A 16,513-nucleotide genomic window follows, 5' to 3' on the forward strand; every position below is an offset into this window, starting at 1 on the left:
CAGTGGTGGACGGCAGGATGGCAGCCATGACGAACTCAGCTGTTGTGCTCGCCGATGCCGCCGCCTACGCCGCCGCTGTCGAAGAAGCGTCGCGGGCCGCCGCCGCGTACTACGCGGCGGGGGAGAGCACGCTCGACGACGACGCGTACGACCGGCTGGTCCGGGGGATCGCCGCCTACGAGGAGGAACACCCGCGGGAGATCCTGGACGCCTCACCGACCGGCAAGGTGGCGGGCGGCGCGGCGAGTGGGGACGTCCCGCACACGGTGCCGATGCTCTCCCTGGACAACGTCTTCTCGGCCGATCAGTTCGTCACCTGGACGGCGTCCCTGGAACGCCGGATAGGCAGGCCGGTCACGGCGTGGAGCGTGGAGCCGAAGCTCGACGGCCTGGCGGTCGCCGCCCGCTACCGGGCGGGCCGGCTGGAGCGGCTGATCACCCGGGGCGACGGCACCGCCGGTGAGGACGTGTCGCACGCGATCGGCACCGTGGTCGGGCTTCCCGAGCGACTCGCCGAGCCGGTGACGATCGAGATGCGCGGCGAGATCCTCATGACGGACGAGCAGTTCGAACGGGCCAACAGCGTGCGTACCGAACACGGCGGCACGCCGTTCGCCAACCCGAGGAACGGTGCGGCGGGCACGCTGCGCGCCAAGGACCGGGCGTACACGGTGGAGATGACGTTCTTCGCCTACGGCGCGCTGCCCCTGCCCGAGTCCGGCGCCCTTGCCGACACCCTCGCCGACCTCCCGCACAGCGAGGTCCTCGCCCGCGTCGCCGCCCTCGGCGTCCACACCGCGGCGGCCACGGACGTGGAGCCGCGCACCGCCGCCACCGCGGAGGAGGTGCAGACCCGCGTCGAGGAGGTCGCCGCCCTGCGCGCCTCGCTCCCGTTCGGCATCGACGGCATTGTGATCAAGGCCGATCTCGCCGCAGACCAGCGCGATGCGGGCTCCGGGAGCAGGGCGCCCCGCTGGGCCGTCGCGTACAAGCTCCCGGCCGTCGAGAAGGTCACCCGACTCCTCGCCGTCGAATGGAACGTGGGCCGGACCGGCATCATCGCGCCCCGTGCCGTGCTGGAGCCGGTCGAGATCGACGGTTCGACCGTCACCTACGCCACGCTGCACAACCCGGCCGACATCACCCGTCGCGATCTGCGGCTGGGCGACCGCGTGATGGTCTACAAGGCGGGCGACATCATCCCCCGGATCGAGGCCCCCGTCGCCCATCTGCGAACCGGCGACGAGCAGCCCGTCGTCTTTCCCGAGGCGTGTCCGCAGTGCGGCTCGGAGATCGACACCAGCGAGCAGCGCTGGCGCTGCGTCCGGGGCCGCGACTGCCGCCTCGTCGCCTCCATCTCGTACGCGGCGGGACGCGACCAGCTCGATATCGAGGGCCTCGGCGCGACCCGGGTCGTCCAGCTCGTCGACGCCGGTCTGGTGACCGATTTCGCCGATCTCTTCACGCTCGACCGGGAGCAGTTGCTCGGTCTGGAGCGCATGGGCGGGACGAGCACGGACAATCTCCTCGCCGCCATCGACGCGGCCCGCAGGCAGCCGCTCTCCCGGGTGTTCTGCGCGCTGGGGGTGCGCGGTACCGGGCGTTCCATGTCGCGGCGGATCGCCCGGTACTTCGCGGAGATGGACCGGATCAGGGCCGCCGACGCCGAGGAGCTCCAGCGGGTGGACGGCATCGGCAAGGAGAAGGCGGCGGGCGTCGTCGCCGAACTGGCGGAGCTGGCCCCGCTGATCGAGAAGCTGGTGGCCGCGGGGGTCACCATGACGGAGCCCGGAGCGACCCCGCCGCCCGCGCCGGGCGAGGAGACCGGGGGGAACGCCACCGACGGCGGAGACGGGGACGGGGGCGCCGGGCTGCCGTTGGACGGCATGACCGTCGTGGTCACCGGTGCGATGACCGGTGTGCTGGAGAAGCTCTCCCGCAATCAGATGAACGAGCTGATCGAGCGTGCGGGCGGGAAGTCGTCGTCCAGTGTCTCCAAGCGCACCACGCTCCTGGTGGCCGGGGAGAAGGCAGGGTCCAAGCGCACCAAGGCAGAGGATCTCGGTGTCCGGATAGCCGCGCCGGACGAGTTCGCCGAACTGATCGCCGACTTCCTGCCGTCGGAGGCATGACACGCCACCAGCGCCGCGCGACGTCCGAACCCTTCGATTTTGCCCGAGAGTGGCTTTCTTTGCCTCTCTATTGCATAGTGAGGGCTCGGCCATGCCTCGCTATCAGCAGGCCCATGGGTGGTTCAACGGCTGCTTCGGCAGGCCGGGGGAGGGACGATGCGTTCGCTGCACGACGGACCGCGACCCGACCGGTCGGGTCCGCGGGAGAACGTCGGCGCCGTCCGCGGTCTCGCGCTCGACCTCGGCAGCTCGTGGACCCGCGCCTGGGTGCCCGGGCGCGGTCTCGTCGCCGAGACCGCCGCCTGCGACGGCCCCGACGACCGGCCGGGGCACCCGCGGCCGGTCCGGCGCGGACGTGTCGTCGACCCGGTGTGCTGCGGGCGGGTGCTCGGCCGTATCGCCGACACGGCACTGGGCACGGATCGCGGCGACACCGTGATCGTGCTCAGCCATCCCGTGCTCGCCGGTGCCGAGCACCGCGCCGCCGCGAAGGAGGCGGTCGCCGCCGCGCTCGGACCGACGCGTGTCATCGTCCTGGACAGCGCGCGGGCCGCGGCCGCGCTCGCCGCGCCGCGGGAGGTCGGCCCGCTGCTCGTCGTCGACATCGGCGCCGAACTGACGGAGACCACCCTCCTTGTCGACGGGCGGATCCGTGACGCCCGTCAGGCCGAGGCCGGGCTCAGCGACCTGGCCCCCTCGGAACCGCCCACCGCCGTCGTCCGCACCGTCCTCGACATGGTCATGGCGATGTGGAAGCAGGACCGGCACGGTGCCGTCCTGGGAGCGTTGCGCAAGGGCCCGTTGCTCGCGGGCGGCGGCGCCGCCCGCCCGGACGTCACCCACCGGATCGCGGTCCGCCTCGGTGCGCCGGTCCGGCTCACCGACGACCCGGCGACCACGGTCGTGCGCGGTGCCGGGCTGGTTCTCGGCTCGGTGCTCCGCGGGCCGGCCGCCGCACCGGTACCGCCCGGCCGGCGGAGGTGACCCCCCTCCCGGGGCCGCCCCCGGGGAACGCGCCCGCCGAGGCGCGGCCGGAGGCCCGCCCGCACCCCGGACGTGTACGGGTGGCCCGCAGGGCTCTCGCCGCCCTGCTGCTGGTTGTGCTCGCCGTCGTCGGCGGTGCGCCCGCGGCCGTCGGCGCCGGACCCGCCCCGGGCCCGTCCGCCGGCGTGCCGCCCTCCGCCGCGTACCCGCCCGGCGCTCGTCAGCCGACCCCGCACACCGACCGGACCACCCGCACGGGATCCGTCCCCGAATCCCGCCGTGCCCGTACGGCCGTGGCGACCGACGGGCACCGGCCCGGGCCCGTCACCGGACCACGGCCCGAGCCCAGGGCCGGCGCCGACCATGTGCGCGCCCCGCACCAGATCCCGCCGCCCGGCCCCGAGGCGCTGCTGCCCGGCGCACCGGCCGTCCGGGTCCCGCACGTCCTGCCGCGACCGGCACCCGCCGGAAACGCGCGCACCACCGACCGCCTCCGCGCCGCACTCCCCGGCGTGCGCGGGCCTCCGGGAACGCCCGTCCACCGGTCATCCGTACCGGTCCCGACACCGGATCGTCCACCGGTCCCTTCCCGCTGAACCGCCGCTCCCGTCCTCGTCGCTCCGAGGGCGCCCGGCGCTCCCCCGGAGGAAACCCATGACTCGCGCCACCACGGTGCGAGCGGTTCTGGCTGCCGCCGTGCTGCTCGTTTCCGCGCTCATCACGTTGAACATGTCGCCCCGACTCGGCCTCGACCTCCAGGGCGGTACCAGGATGGTGCTCCAGGCCAAGGACTCGGACACCGCGAAGGCGGACCGGGAGAGCACCGACCGCACCCTTGAGGTGCTTCGCCAGCGCATCGACTCGCTCGGTGTCGCCGAGCCCACCCTGACCCGTTCCGGCGAGGACCGGATCATCGTCGAACTTCCGGACGTCCAGGACCCGCGCAAGGCCGCCGAGGTGATCGGCAAGACCGCCCAGCTCAGCTTCCACGCGGTCCAGGGCCCGGGCACGGCGACCGGCGACGGCGACGCCGCCGATGCGGGCACCACCGAGAAGCCCACCACCGAGAAGCCCGATACGGCGAAGCCGGGCGACGGGAAGGCCGGAGAGCCGAAACCCGGTGAGAAGAAGACCGACGGCGGACCGACGCTCCCCGACGAGCAGGGCCGTTCTCTCGACCTCGGCCCGGCCCGGCTGTCCGGCGCGGGGGTCAAGGCGGCCACTGCCGCGTTCGACGCCCAGCAGGGCGCCGGCTGGACCGTCTCGCTCGACTTCCACAAGAAGGCCGGACAGGACTGGACCCGGCTGACCGGTGAGGCCGCCTGCCACCCGGCGCAGGACGAGCGGCGCCGCGTCGCGATCGTCCTCGACCAGCAGATCATCTCCTCGCCCCAGGTGTCCCCGTCGGTCGCCTGCGGTGTGGGCCTGCCGTCCGGCTCCACCCAGATCACCGGCTCCTTCAGCGCCGACGAGGCCCGGGAACTCGCTCTGCTCATCGAGGGCGGCGCCCTGCCGCTCCCCGTCGAGATCGTCGAGCAGCGCACCGTCGGCCCGACGCTCGGTGCCGCCGCCATCGACGCCAGCGCTCGCGCCGCCCTCATCGGGGCCGCCGCCACCGCGCTCTTCATCATCATCGTGTACCGGCTCTTCGGCGCGCTGGCGGCCGTGGCACTCGCCGCCTACGGGCTGATCTCCTACGCCGCCCTGGTGGCCCTCGGCGTCACCCTCACCCTTCCCGGCCTCGCCGGGTTCGTCCTGGCCATCGGTATGGCGGTCGACGCCAATGTCCTGGTGTTCGAACGAGCCAGGGAGGAACACGCACTACGGCCGGGCCGTTCCCTGCGTTCCTCGCTGACCGCCGGATTCCGCGGTGCCTGGAGCGCCGTCGCCGACTCCAACGTCACGACCCTGATCGCGGCCGGACTGCTCTTCTTCCTCGGCTCCGGGCCGGTGAAGGGCTTCGGGGTCACGCTCGCCATCGGTGTGATCGCCTCGATGTTCTCCGCGCTCGTCATCGCCCGGGCGCTCACCGAGATCGCCGCGGGTTCACGCTTCGTCAACCACTTCCGCGGTGTCAACGGCATCTCCAGCCCCGGCCGGGTGCGCACCTGGCTGACCCGCCGCGATCCCCAGCTGATGCGCTCGCCGCGTCGTTGGCTGCTGATCTCCACGTCGTTGGTCGTCGTGGCCGTCCTCGGCATCGTCGTACGCGGGGTCAACCTGGGCGTCGAGTTCACCGGCGGCCGGCTCGTCGAGTACTCCACGAGCCGGCCGGTCGACGTGGAGCGGGCCCGCACCGCCCTTGCCGACGCGGGCTTCGGCGACGCCGAGGTCACCACGGCGGGCGCGGGAGACCTCTCCGTACGCACCGGAAAGCTCGACAACGACGACGAGCACGCCCTGCGTGCCGCCCTCGCCGAGGAGGGCGGCGAGACCACCAAGGTCCGCGACGAACTCATCGGCCCCAGTCTCGGCGACGAACTGCGCCGCAACGCCCTGATCGCCCTCGCCATCGCCGTCCTCGTGCAGCTGGCCTATCTGGTGGTGCGGTTCCGCTGGACGTTCGCCGTGGCCTCGGTCGCGGCTCTGGTCCACGACGTCATCGTCCTGGTCGGCGCCTTCGCCTGGCTGGGGCGCACCGTCGACGGCATCTTCCTCGCCGCGCTCCTCACCGTCATCGGGTACTCCGTCAACGACTCGGTGGTGGTCTTCGACCGGGTGCGGGAGCTGTGGGCCAAGGCCCGGCGCACCCCGGTCGCCACCATCGCCAACCGAGCCGTGCTCCAGACCGTGCCGCGAACGGTCAACACCGGGATGGGCGCGCTCTTCATCCTGACCGCGCTCGCCGTGCTGGGCGGTGACTCCCTGGCGGACTTCGCACTCGCTCTGCTGATCGGCATCTGCGTCGGCACGTACTCCTCGGTGATGACGGCGGTACCGGCAGCGCTCGTCCTGGAACGCAGCAGCAAGGCCCCGCCGCCCGCCCGGAAGCGGGCCGGGGGGCGCCGGTCCGGTACGCGCACGGTACGCCGTGATCCCGCCGACAACGGAGCACGCGTCTGAGAGCCTGTCGGATGACCTCCGACCGGAACGCGGACGCGGCATGGTGCGTGCGATTCCAGGGCGTCGGGACGGCCCAGTGGTGCAGCCGCTCGGTCGTTCCGGCAACGCCGGAGGCGCGCGTGCCAGGACGTGGCCGCCCGGTCAGAGGTCACCCGACGGGCTCTGAGGGCCGCCCCGCCCGTCCCGGTACCCGGGCGCCGGGCGGGGCTGGCCCCTTCCCGTGACGCCGTCCGCCATCCGGAACGCCGACCGGACATCAGGGGGCGAAGGACCGCAGGTGGTCGGCGGTGGCCCGGTCGGCGGGCAGGAACGTCTCGATCGCCAGCTCGGACACCGTCACGTCCATCGGCGTGTTGAACGTCGCGATGGAGGAGACGAACGAGAGCACCCGCCCCTCGTGCTCGATACGCAGGGGCAACGCGAAGGGCGGGGTGGGCGGTAGGGCGCCGTCGTCCGCCCACCGTCCTCCGTCCGGCCCGGACTCCGCGGCCCGGACGTGGCGCTCCGGCGGCGGGTAGCCCGCGACCTCCTCGTACAGCTCACGCAGCTCCGCCGAACGGACCAGGGCGATCTGGCGGCGCATCTGCCGGAGCAGATCGGCCCGCCACTCCTGGAGGTTGCGGATCCGCGGGGCCAGTCCCTCCGGGTGGAGCGTGAGCCGCATCGCGTTCAACGGTGGCGTCAGGAGATGCTCCGGCACTCCCTCCAGCAGCATCTCGATCCCCCGATTGGCCGCCACCACGTCGTACACGCCGTCGACGACGAGCGCCGGATAGGGCTCGTACCCCCGCAGCAGCCGCTCCATCCCCTCGCGCAGGGCACCCAGCGCGGGGTCGTCGAGGGCGGTCCGCGCGAACCGCGGAGCGTAACCGGCCACCACCAGCAGGGCATTGCGTTCCCTGACCGGAACGTCGAGGTGTTCCGCCAGCCGCAGGATCATCTCCTCGCTCGGGCGGGAACGTCCCGTCTCGATGAAGGAGATGTGCCGTGCCGACGAGTCGGCGCGGAGCGCCAGTTCCAGCTGGCTGATCCGCCGCCGTTCCCGCCAGCCGCGCAACAGCGGTCCTACCCCCGTGTCAATCACGACAGTTGTCATACGCAGACCGTAACGTCACCGGCACCGCCGACCGGAACCTTTCGCTCGTGAGGGAGCCCCGACATGCCCGCCGAACCGTTGTCGCAACAGGAGATCGAGGCCCGTCTGGGTGATCTGCCCGGCTGGTCGCTGGAAGGTGGCCGGATCAACTGCACCTACCGACTGCGCTCACATTTCGCCGCCGTCGCACTGACCGTGCACGTGGCACAGATCCAGGACGAACTGAACCACCACTCCGATCTGACCCTCGGATACAACACCGTCGCCCTGTCCGTGACCACGCATGACGCGGGCGATGTGGTCACCGGGCACGACCTGGCCCTCGCCGCACGGGTGGCGGCGATCGCCGACGGTCACGGCGTGCGATAGCCGACGGGCCCGGCGCACCACCCGGACGGGCGGACCCGGTGTCACCGCACCGGGCCCGGCCGGTGCGTGCGCCGCGCCGGTCCTCAGGGGACAGGGCGTCATCTCGCCGGTCCGAACCCCGGATTCACGGTGAGCCAGTCCGCGTAGCTCTCGCTGCGCTCCACCGCGTCCGCGTACGCCGCCAGGGTGTGCCCGCTCACCGTTCCGGCCGCCGACACGGCCGCCGCGGAACGGGGGTGCCAGCCCAGCAGATGCCGCCAGCTCAACGGCGAACCCACGATCGGCCGGGTCACCAGCCCGGGCGTCGGCGGGAACGTGGCCCGGCACAGCCCGACCGCGCGCCCCACCTGGACCAGATGGACGACGGAGGCCGTGTCCGTCTCGTACACCGATGCCGGGCTGAACCCCGCCCGTGCGCACGCTCCGACGAAACAATCGGCGAAACAGCCCTCGCCGGGCACGTCCGTCCAGCACTCGTCGGCGAGATCGGCGAGGTCCAGCTCCCGCTCGGCGGCGAGCGGGTGGGTGTCCGGCAGCATCACGAAGACCGGATCGACCCCTATCACCTGCCAGGTCAACCGTTCGCTGGCAGGCGGCAGACTGTCCCCGCAGGCCCCTATGAGCGCGAAGTCGAGCCTTCCGTCGACGAGTTGGGCGGATATCTCACCGACCGACCACGAGGTGTACGTCGACACCGGTGCCGTCGGGTGCGCGGTGACCAGACGATCGACGAGACCGCCCAGCAACGGGCCGTGCGTACCGCCGAGGCGGAAGCGCTCCATCGTCCCGCAGGCGTTGGCGAACCGCACCGCCTCCTGCTGGAGCTCACTGACCGCGGGCAGGACCACCCGTGCCCGTTCGAGCACCAGCTCACCGAGGAGCGTGGGCCGGGCACCGGTGTGGTCGCGCTCGAAGAGCGGGCCGCCGAGCGCCTTCTCGATCCGCCTCAACTGTGCGCTCAGCGCGGGCTGGGCGAGCCCGAGGGTTGAGGCCGCCTTCGTCAGGCTCCCGGTGTCGGCGATGGCACGTACGGTTCGCAGATGGCGCAACTCCAGCTCCATAAACGCAAGTTATGGGCCCGGTGGCCTACCGGCAATATGCTGTCGTCCAATCGGTGCCGAACTGTCCATGTCCTGGACATGCTCGAACGCGAACGAGGCGCCGACGGCAGCCGCGCTCCCGCCCGGACTGGGGCCTTCGGGGGCCGGTGCCGTCCCGCGCCGCGCGGAGCTGGTGGGAGCCCCCGGCGCCCGGACCGACCGACCGGCCGATCGGTGGCTTGCCGGAACGGCAAAGCCGCTTGCCGGGGGATTGGTGTGTGGTGAGGCTGTCACCATGAACCAGAACAATGGCCATCAGCACACCACCGGGCACCACGGACATGGCGGAGGGCACGGCCACGCGCACGGTCACGGCGACACCGCCACCGAATTCGACTGGGACGCCATGGCCCCGCTGCTGGAGCGGGAGGGCGAGCTCGGACTCCCGCAGTACGAGGAGGCGGCCCGCTGGATCGCCGGTCTGCGCGAGGTTCCCGAGGTGCGCCGGGTGCTCGACATCGGCAGTGGCCCCGGTGTCATCACCTGCCTGCTCGCCGAGGTGTTCCCGGAGGCGGAGGTCGTCGCCGTCGACGGCACCGAGGCGCTGCTGGAGCGTGCCCGTGCCCGCGCCGGACGGCTCGGCCTCGGTGACCGCGTCCGCACACTGCGGGCCGAACTGCCCGACGACCTCGAACTGCTGGGGAAGGCGGACCTGATCTGGGCGGGCAACTCCCTGCACCACATGGGCGACCAGCGCGCGGTCCTCTCCGGATTCGCGGAGTCGCTGCGTCCGGGCGGGACCGTGGCCCTCGTCGAGGGCGGACTGCCGTCACGTCAACTGCCGCGCGACATCGGCATGGGGCGGCCCGGACTGGAGGACAGGCTGGACGCGATCAGGGCCGACTGGTTCGCGTCCATGAGGGCGTCGCTGCCCGAATCCAAGCGCGAGACCGAGGACTGGCGGGCGCTGTTGACCGCGGCGGGTCTGGAACCGCAGGGCACGCGCAGCTTCCTGCTCGACCTCCCGGCACCACTGTCCGGGCCGGCCCGCGACCACGTCATCGCCGAGTTCGGCCGTCGACGCGAGACGTTCGAGGACGTGCTCACGGCCGAGGACGCGGCGGTGCTCGACCGGCTGCTCGACCCCGAGGACCCGGCCGGGCTGCGCCTGCGCCCCGATGTCTTCCTGCTCATGGCACGCACCGTTCATCTCGGCCGACGGGGCGAGGACCGCCGCCCGGGGCGCTGACGTCCCGGCCGGGCTGTTGCCGCGTCGCCCCGCCGTCCGTCGGCCGGCCGCGGTGTTCTCGCCCTTGCGCCACCGGTTCCCGCGCCGTGTGTCGAACGCGCACCCCGGCCGCCCCCGAGGCGCGCGGCCGGGGTGCGGCCGTACCGCGTGGGCCGTGTCAAGGGGAAACGCGCTGCTGCCAGGGTGAGGAGGCATCAGGAAGTCGCCTGTACAGGCTAACGCCACATCAATTGCCCCTCTTCTCCGGTCACTTGACGCGTCATTCCATGATGCGGAATTGGCATTCGGCGTACTTTTTGTCCCCCTATCGGAGTCTCGGAGACAGCCTTCAACGTGTCCGATATGACAGGTATGACAACCATAAGTACGTTCGTCCCGGGTCGACTGCTCAGCCGACCTCTCTGAGACAGGAGAAGCGACATGGTTACCCGTTCCACCATCGTTACTGCCGCCGTCGCGGCTGCCGCGGCCATGGCCGCCACTGGCATCACGTACGCCTCGGCTGCCACCTCCCAGCCGGTCCAGGCAGCCCCGGTCGCTCAGCAGGCCGCTCCCGTTTCGGCTCCCGACGGCGGCGACGCCGGGAAGGGCAACGAGGGCAAGGGCAATGAGGGCAAGCGCTACGAAGAGCGTGGCTACGGTGGGGACCGTGGTTACGAGCGCGAGGGTCGAATCCACATCAACGAGCGGACGTACACCGACGACCCGGGTGGCTGCGTCACCGTGGTCAGCGGGCTCGGCGCCAAGAGCCTGAACATCCGCAACGAGAGCCGCCGGACCATCGAGGTCTTCCGCGGTGCCACCTGCGACAACGGCGCGCCCATCGCGACCGTCGGACCGCACAGCTCCAGCGACGGTGTCTTCCCGGGCCACGTCAAGGGCGGCGTGTGCGTGGAGAACGGCGTGGTCGGCAGCTTCCGCGTGATCGAGCGGCACTTCGAGGACCGGTGATCTGACCGGATCGCCTCTTCGAAACGGAACCCCGGCCCGCCGGAATCGGGCCGGGGTTCCGGTCCGGGCGTCCGGAACCGGTAGTGCCCGGTCCCGGACGCCCACACCTGACGTATACATCCACCTGCCCCGCCATACTAAAGCCGGTCGGCGAGGCACTGCCAGCCGACCGGGGCGGCCGCGCCGCACGCGGCCCCCCGGTCTCCGGCACTCGGTCGCGGTCCCCCTCGGGTACCGGGGCCGCGGCGGCCGAACGTGGCGTCGGCGTGGCAGACGCCGCCCACGTCCCGGCCGCCAGGATCCGGCCGGGTGCTCGCGGCCGGGACGCGGGGCCCCACCCCCTCATGGATGCCTTGGCCCGGAAGGGTGAGGTTCCGGGTGTCGAGGCCGTTCATCCGTTTCCCCGGCCGCGCTTTCGCGTAGGGGCGCTTTCGGAGCCGTTCGCGCCGCTGTCGCCCGCGCCCGTGAGCGGCTCGCCGTCCGGACGCGCGGCCCCGACGGGCCGGGGCGGCCGGTGCGGCGACGGAACCGCTCCGAGCCCAGAGGCTGTCGGGTGGCCCCTGGCCGGGCGGGCGCGTCCTGGCACGCGCGCTTCCGGCGCTGCCGATGTGACCGGGCAGCTCCGCCACCGGGCTCTCCCGGCGCCCTGGAACCGCACGCACCGTGCCCCGTCCGCCTTCCGGTCGAAGGCCACCCGACGGGCTCTCAGGCGCCGAGGTTGAACTCGCCCGGGTTGGGGCCGAGGCGCTTGCCCTCGTCCAGCGCGGCGACCGCGGCGAGGTCGTCGGCGTCCAGTTCGAAGCCGAACACGTCGATGTTCTCCGCGATCCGCGACGGCGTCACGGACTTCGGGATCACCACGTTGCCCGTCTGGATGTGCCAGCGCAGTACCACCTGGGCCGGTGTGCGGCCGTGCTTCCGCGCGATCGCGACGATGGTCGGGACCTCCAGCAGCCCCTTGCCCTGGCCCAGCGGGGACCAGGCCTCGGTCGCGATGCCGTGCGCGGTGTGGAAGGCGCGCGACTCGGCCTGCTGGAGCTGCGGGTGGAGCTCGATCTGGTTGACGGCCGGGACCACCGACGTCTCGCCGAGCAGGCGCTCCAGGTGCTCCGGGAGGAAGTTCGAGACGCCGATGGCCTTCGCGCGCCCGTCGGAGCAGATCTTCTCGAACGCCTTGTACGTGTCGACGTACGCGTCCTTCGCCGGCACCGGCCAGTGGATCAGGTACAGGTCCACGTAGTCCGTGCCCAGCTTGTCGAGCGAGGCGTCGAAGGCGCGCAGGGTGGCGTCGTACCCCTGCTCGGTGTTCCACAGCTTCGTCGTGACGAAGAGCTCCTCGCGGGCGACCCCGGAGGCCGCGACGGCCCGGCCGGTGCCCTTCTCGTTCTCGTAGATCGCGGCGGTGTCGATGCTCCGGTACCCGGCCTCGATGGCCGTCGCGACCGCCGTCGCCGCCTCGTCGTCCGGCACCTGCCAGACGCCGAATCCGAGCTGGGGCATCTCGACGCCGTTGTTGAGGGTGATGGAGGGGACCTTGCTCACAGGGGGTCGATCCTTACGTCGTCGGTTGGGATTCTCATGGTCAACGATCACGGTGGGCCGGGCATTCCCCGCGAGCGGGTGTCCGTGACGGGCGACCTGTCCGGCCCATGGTGGCGGGACTCCCGTCGTCGCGTCCGGGCGGCAGGTCCTCCGCCGGTGGGCCCCGGTCCGTTCCGGTCGCGTCGAGCGCGCGCGACAGATGCCCGAGCTGTCCGAAATCTTGCGAACTCGTGTACGGGAACAGATATTTGGGCCCGCGAGAGGCATTGACAGATCGTTCCTGAGGGAATCCTATGCACTGATGGTTAGGAACCTTTCCTAACGCGGATTCCCGAAGGGAGCATCTGTGCACGCAGACCGACCCCCACGCCGTACCGCGGCGGTCCTCGCGGGCCTCAGCTGTCTGCTTCTGCCCCTGCTCGCCCACGTTCCCAGGGCGTCGGCCGCCACGGAGGCAGACGATCCGGGTGCCGAGCACCCGTCCGCCGCCCCGAAGGCCGCGGGACCCGGGGCGATGGCCGCGGCCCCGTACGAGTACCTGGGGTGGGGCGACCCGCAGAAGCCGACCGAGGTGATGGCGGCGACGGGCGTGAAGTGGTTCACGTTCGCCTTCGTCCTCTCCGACGGCACCTGCAACCCCAAGTGGGACGGCGACCGGGCGTTGACCGGAGGAAAGGACCAGTCCGCCATCGACGCCGTCCGGGCGGCGGGCGGCGACGTCGTCGTGTCGGTCGGCGGCTGGAGCGGTAACAAGCTCGGCGAGAAGTGTTCCAGCGCCTCGGCGCTGGCCGGGGCGTACCAGAAGGTGATCGACGCCTACCACCTCAAGGCGCTGGACATCGACATCGAGGACACCGAGTTCTCGAAGGCCACCGTGCGGCAGCGAGTGGTCGACGCCCTGAAGACCGTGAAGACGAGGAACCCGGGCATCGTGACGTACGTGACCATGGGGACCACCCCGACCGGTCCCGACGCCGACGGCAAGGACCTCATCGAGCGGGGGGCCGCGGCCGGGCTCGACAACGACGGCTGGGTCATCATGCCGTTCGACTTCGGCGGACACGGCGGGACCATGGGCGCGGCGACGCTCAGTGCCCTCGACGGTCTGAAGGCCGCCGTCGGCCGCGCCTACGGGTACGGCGACGACGCCGCCCACCGGCACATCGGTGTCTCCTCGACGAACGGGAGGACCGACGAGGCGGGGGAGACCGTCACCACCGCCGACTTCAGGAAGATCCTCGGGTACGCGCGCCGGCACCATCTCGCGCGCTTCACCTTCTGGTCGGTCAACCGCGACCGTGCCTGTGGCTCGGGCACCGACGCGGACGCCTGCAGCGGGGTGTCCCAGTCCCCGTACGAATTCACCAAGATCGTCGCCCAGTACCAGGGCTGAGGAGGTCTCATGCGCACCACCACCAAGAAGCTGACCATCGGTTCGGCGGCACTCGCCGCCGCCGGGCTGCTGCTGCCCGTGCTCGCCACGCCGCCCGCGACCGCGGCGGCGAACGGTGCCGTCGCGGGTCCCGCGGTGCCGTTCGGCGGCCACACCTTCCCGTACGCCGCCGGAACCCTGAAACCGACCGGCTCGCAGTCCTCTCTCGACCAGGCCGTGATCAAGACCTACAACGCCTGGAAGTCCGCGTTCGTCAAGAAGAACTGCGGCAACGGCTGGTACGAGGTCATCTCGCCGGACGCCGACCACCCCTACGTCGCCGAGGCCCAGGGCTACGGCATGGTCGTCACGGCCACGATGGCCGGGGCCGACCCGGACGCGAAGACCGTCTTCGACGGCATGGTGAAGTACGTGCTCGCGCACCCCTCGGTCAACAACTCCAACCTCCTGGCCGCCGAACAGAACTCCTCCTGCAAGAGCGTCGACGGATCCGACTCGGCGACCGACGGCGACCTCGACGTGGCGTTCGGACTGCTGCTCGCCGACAAGCAGTGGGGTTCCTCCGGCACTTACGACTACAAGGACCTCGCGGTCAAGCGCATCAACGCCATCAAGAAGAGCGAGGTCAACCCGACCACCCACCTGATGCTGCTCGGCGACTGGTCGGACTCGGGGGAGGAGCACTACTGGATGACCCGGTCCTCGGACTGGATGATCGACCACTTCCGCGCCTTCAAGAAGGCCACCGGCGACAGCGCCTGGGACACCATCCGCTCGGCACACCAGAAACTGATCACCGATCAGCAGTCCAAGTACGCCGCGAGCACCGGTCTGCTGGCGGACTTCGTCGTCAACACCAACGGCACCGCCAAGCCCGCGAACGGTGAAGTACTGGAAGGCCCCAACGACGGCGACTACGCCTGGAACGCCTGCCGCGACCCGTGGCGCATCGGTGCCGACGCCGTCACCAGCGGGGACTCCGCGTCGCTCGCCTCGGCACGCAAACTGAACTCCTGGATCAAGTCCAAGACGGGCGGCGACCCCAACAAGATCGTCAGCGGCTACCACCTCAACGGCGGCGCGTTCGACAGCGGTCACGACATGGCGTTCACCGCCCCGTTCGCCGTGACCGCGCTGACCGATCCCGGTTCCCAGGCATGGCTCGACGCCCTGTGGAAGAAGATCGCCGGTACCGCGATCGACCCGGATCTCTACTACGGCGGGAGCGTCCAGCTCCAGTCGATGATCGTCGCGTCCGGCAACTACTGGGTTCCCTGACGGAGGTTCGGATGCAGGTCGCAACGCTCACCACGGCACGGAGCGCGGCGGCGGTCCTCGCCGTGACGCTGATCTGCGCCGGGCCGGCGCAGGCCGTACCGCGGTCCGCCGCCGCGGCACCCGCGCGGTACGAGGCCGAGTCGGCGACGATCGTCCGGGGCGCCGCCGAGTCCGACCACTCCGGCTACTCCGGCACCGGTTTCGCCACCGTCACCTCCCCGTTGGCCGCCGGCCGCAACACGAACCGGCTCACGTCCACGACGGCCGACGGGGTGCCCGACCTCGACTACATCGACGTCACGGTCACCGCGCCGGACACCACACCCCCCACCGCACCCGGCACCCCGTCCATATCCGGTCCCACCGCGCACGGCGTCACCCTGGAATGGGGCGCGGCGACGGACGACACGGCCGTCACCGCCGACGGAGGCGCCCCCTCGAAGATCACCACCTTCTCCACCGGCTGGACCATCCCGTGGGGCATCCACTGGATGCCCGACAACAAGACCGCGTTGGTGACGGAGCGGGACAGCTTCAAGGTCTTCGAGGTCACCCCCGACGGAGCCAGGACCCAGATCGGCACCGTGCCGAACGCCGTCACCACCGGCGGAGAGGGCGGCCTGCTCGGTGTGGCGGTCGACCCCGAATGGTCCACGAACCACTTCGTCTACTTCATGCACACGGCGTCCGAGGGCAACCGCGTCGCCCGCATGACGTACGCCGGTGGCGCGCTCACCGGGTACAAGGTCCTGCTCCGCGGGATCAAGAAGAACAAGTACCACAACGGCGGACGGCTCGCCTTCGGGCCCGACGGCTACCTGTACGCATCGACCGGCGAGGCCCAGGACCGCGACCTCGCCCAGGACAAGGACTCGCTGAACGGCAAGATCCTGCGGATGACCCGGGACGGCGGGGCAGCCCCCGGCAACCCGTTCGGCACCTACGTCTACAGCTACGGTCACCGCAACCCGCAGGGCCTCGCCTTCGACCGCGACGGACGCCTGTGGGAGGCCGAGTTCGGCGACAGCTCCAAGGACGAACTCAACCTCATCCAGCCGGGGAGGAACTACGGCTGGCCGATCTGCGAGGGCGAATGCTCCACCGCGGGCATGACCAACCCGAAGAAGACCTGGAAGGTGTCCGAGGCGTCGCCCAGCGGCATCGCCATCGTCCGCAACGTCATCTACATGGCCGCGCTGAGGGGCGAACGGCTGTGGCGGGTGCCCATCGACGGTGACACCGGGAACCTCGGCACGCCCACCGCGTACTACGTCGGCTCGTACGGCAGGCTGCGCACCGTCACCACGGTGCCCGGCCGGGACGAACTGTGGCTGTCCACCACCAACTGCGACAACAACGGAAAGGAACCCGCGGGCGCGGACAAGCTGCTCCGCGTCTCGATCACCTGAAGCGGCC

At 71.4% G+C, this 16,513-nt stretch carries 12 protein-coding genes; 9 read left to right on the top strand and 3 right to left on the bottom strand.

What is annotated here, in order from left to right:
* Nucleotides 1-17: 17 nt before the first annotated feature.
* The 3 genes from ligA (at nucleotide 18) to secD (ending at nucleotide 6,179) form a co-directional block, all read left to right on the top strand.
* On the top strand, nucleotides 18-2,132 hold the full coding sequence (gene ligA / locus ACF1CT_RS25165; protein ID WP_391786203.1) for an NAD-dependent DNA ligase LigA: 2,115 nt from the start codon (nucleotides 18-20) through the stop codon (nucleotides 2,130-2,132).
* 156 nt (nucleotides 2,133-2,288) lie between these two features.
* Entirely contained in the window at nucleotides 2,289-3,116 is an 828-nt protein-coding gene (locus tag ACF1CT_RS25170; RefSeq protein WP_391786204.1) for a rod shape-determining protein MreC, read from the top strand.
* Nucleotides 3,117-3,770: 654 nt separating this feature from the next.
* Nucleotides 3,771-6,179 carry a protein translocase subunit SecD gene (secD, locus tag ACF1CT_RS25175; RefSeq protein WP_391786205.1) on the top strand — a complete coding sequence of 803 codons (2,409 nt, stop codon included), beginning with the start codon at nucleotides 3,771-3,773 and terminating at the stop codon, nucleotides 6,177-6,179.
* A gap of 256 nt (nucleotides 6,180-6,435) precedes the next feature.
* Here the strand turns inward: secD and ACF1CT_RS25180 are convergent, their stop codons facing one another.
* Complete coding sequence (locus tag ACF1CT_RS25180) at nucleotides 6,436-7,275, bottom strand: helix-turn-helix domain-containing protein (RefSeq protein WP_391786206.1); 840 nt, start codon at nucleotides 7,273-7,275, stop codon at nucleotides 6,436-6,438.
* A 63-nt stretch (nucleotides 7,276-7,338) separates the two neighbouring features.
* On the opposite strand from ACF1CT_RS25180, the gene ACF1CT_RS25185 reads away from it, so the two are divergent.
* A complete protein-coding gene (locus tag ACF1CT_RS25185) occupies nucleotides 7,339-7,644 on the top strand; it encodes a 4a-hydroxytetrahydrobiopterin dehydratase (protein ID WP_391786207.1) in 306 nt (101 codons plus the stop codon).
* 98 nt (nucleotides 7,645-7,742) lie between these two features.
* On the opposite strand, the gene ACF1CT_RS25190 is transcribed toward ACF1CT_RS25185, so the two are convergent.
* Nucleotides 7,743-8,705: a LysR substrate-binding domain-containing protein gene (locus tag ACF1CT_RS25190; RefSeq protein ID WP_391786208.1), complete on the bottom strand. Its 963-nt coding sequence runs from the start codon at nucleotides 8,703-8,705 to the stop codon at nucleotides 7,743-7,745.
* 274 nt (nucleotides 8,706-8,979) lie between these two features.
* On the opposite strand from ACF1CT_RS25190, the gene ACF1CT_RS25195 reads away from it, so the two are divergent.
* Nucleotides 8,980-9,933 (top strand): class I SAM-dependent methyltransferase, encoded by a 954-nt coding sequence (locus tag ACF1CT_RS25195; protein WP_391786209.1) that lies wholly within the window; start codon nucleotides 8,980-8,982, stop codon nucleotides 9,931-9,933.
* 420 nt (nucleotides 9,934-10,353) lie between these two features.
* A complete protein-coding gene (locus tag ACF1CT_RS25200) occupies nucleotides 10,354-10,884 on the top strand; it encodes a hypothetical protein (protein WP_391786210.1) in 531 nt (176 codons plus the stop codon).
* A gap of 705 nt (nucleotides 10,885-11,589) precedes the next feature.
* Here the strand turns inward: ACF1CT_RS25200 and ACF1CT_RS25205 are convergent.
* Entirely contained in the window at nucleotides 11,590-12,426 is an 837-nt protein-coding gene (locus ACF1CT_RS25205) for an aldo/keto reductase (protein ID WP_391786211.1), read from the bottom strand.
* Between the two features lie 346 nt (nucleotides 12,427-12,772).
* Between ACF1CT_RS25205 and ACF1CT_RS25210 the strand changes: the two genes are divergently transcribed.
* The 3 genes from ACF1CT_RS25210 to ACF1CT_RS25220 are packed head-to-tail and all read left to right on the top strand — an operon-like array spanning nucleotide 12,773 to nucleotide 16,506.
* Nucleotides 12,773-13,819, top strand: a complete 1,047-nt coding sequence (locus ACF1CT_RS25210) for a chitinase (protein WP_391786212.1) — start codon at nucleotides 12,773-12,775, stop codon at nucleotides 13,817-13,819.
* A gap of 9 nt (nucleotides 13,820-13,828) precedes the next feature.
* Nucleotides 13,829-15,097: a glycosyl hydrolase family 8 gene (locus tag ACF1CT_RS25215; RefSeq protein WP_391786213.1), complete on the top strand. Its 1,269-nt coding sequence runs from the start codon at nucleotides 13,829-13,831 to the stop codon at nucleotides 15,095-15,097.
* Nucleotides 15,098-15,108: 11 nt separating this feature from the next.
* Entirely contained in the window at nucleotides 15,109-16,506 is a 1,398-nt protein-coding gene (locus ACF1CT_RS25220) for a PQQ-dependent sugar dehydrogenase (protein WP_391786214.1), read from the top strand.
* The last annotated feature ends 7 nt before the right edge of the window (nucleotides 16,507-16,513 follow it).

This window comes from Streptomyces sp. NPDC014734 (assembly GCF_043083325.1).
In the GTDB taxonomy this organism is placed as follows: domain Bacteria; phylum Actinomycetota; class Actinomycetes; order Streptomycetales; family Streptomycetaceae; genus Streptomyces.